The 1,213-nt window shown below is 65.2% G+C and carries 1 protein-coding gene; it reads left to right on the top strand.

Annotated elements, in window-relative coordinates; translation table 11 throughout:
• Nucleotides 1-273: 273 nt before the first annotated feature.
• Complete coding sequence (locus tag ACAM49_RS40220) at nt 274-1,098, top strand: DUF559 domain-containing protein (RefSeq protein WP_369640748.1); 825 nt, start codon at nt 274-276, stop codon at nt 1,096-1,098.
• Nucleotides 1,099-1,213: the final 115 nt, after the last annotated feature.

Raw genomic sequence — 1,213 nt, 5'->3', positions numbered from 1 at the left:
CCCTAACCCCACCACCCACCAAACCCCACCGCACACGCCGATAACCCCACGTCACTCCATGTTTCCTAACCCCCAGCAACCCGATGCGCCAGCGAGCCACCCGCAAAGAGTTTGCACCCCTGAAACCTCAGAGATCCCCGAACCAGCCCATTCGACCGCTCGCGAACAACGACGGCCCACGCCGTTTTCCACAGCGGCACAACCATCCACAGCCTCGGCAAAGCCGCAGGTCGCAACCCGGGCGTCAGTCCCGCGCGATGACACTATCGGCGAATGATTCGCACCCGCGGCGAGCTCTTGGCGGAAGGCATCCCGGCAGGCACGATCGACGACCGCTGCCGACGCGGCCTCTACACACGTCTGCTCCCGAGCACGTATTGCCTCGGCACCCCAACCACTCTCGACCGATGCCGTGCGGTCATCGCGTGGCATCCACGCGCGGTCCTCAGCCACCGCACCGCCGCCTGGCTACTCGGACTCCTCCCCGACGAACCGGTCCGAGTGGAGGCGACCATCCCCAAAGATGCCGACCGCACCACCCCATCCTGGCTTCAGCTCTACCGCCGCCGTCTTCGCCCCGAGTGGATCGACGAACGCTACGACCTGCCCATCACCACCGCAGCATTGACCATCTTCGACTGCGCCTCAGTACTTCCTGACCAGGACGCCGATGCACTGATAGACCGGAATGTCGGCAGGAGCGTGTCAGGTCTGGCCTTGCTCGAATTGTGCGAATCCCGACTGTCCGGTTCGTCTACCGTCCGCAAACAACTGCGCGAGGCCGCGATCAACGCGGCATCGGAACCGGAGCGCCTCTTCGCAAGAGCTATGCAGCGCCGGGGCATCCGCCTGCTCTGCAACCATCCCATCGGCCAGTACCGCTGCGATTTCGTCGACGAGCGCTCGCGCACCATCATCGAAATCGACGGCCGGGAGTTCCACAGCGAGTCGGGCGTATTTCGACGAGACCGCCGCCGCCAGAACGCGCTAGTGCTCGACGGCTGGCTCGTCCTGAGGTACGCCGCGGCCGACGTGCTCGAATCGGTCGACCGTTGTGCGGACGAAGCGGCAGCAGTGATCAAACGCCGCAGACGCTGACCCGAGCTATCCCCGCACTCTCGCCAGATTTTGCCGCGATTCCGCCCCCATCCCACCCAAGAGTGCGAGCCTAGCCCGGCCCCCCACCTACCGGGTCTCCTCCGCCAACCCAATC

The sequence above is a fragment of the Nocardia sp. JMUB6875 genome, assembly GCF_041154655.1.
Taxonomy (GTDB): Bacteria; Actinomycetota; Actinomycetes; order Mycobacteriales; family Mycobacteriaceae; genus Nocardia.
Note: the sequence above shows the minus strand (reverse complement) of the source record. Positions and strands in the feature narration are given on the sequence as shown.

Excerpts from the sequence above, each read along its gene's own strand:
- ACAM49_RS40220 (WP_369640748.1), top strand. The coding sequence starts at position 274 with ATGATTCGCACCCGCGGCGAGCTCTTGGCGGAAGGCATCCCGGCAGGC.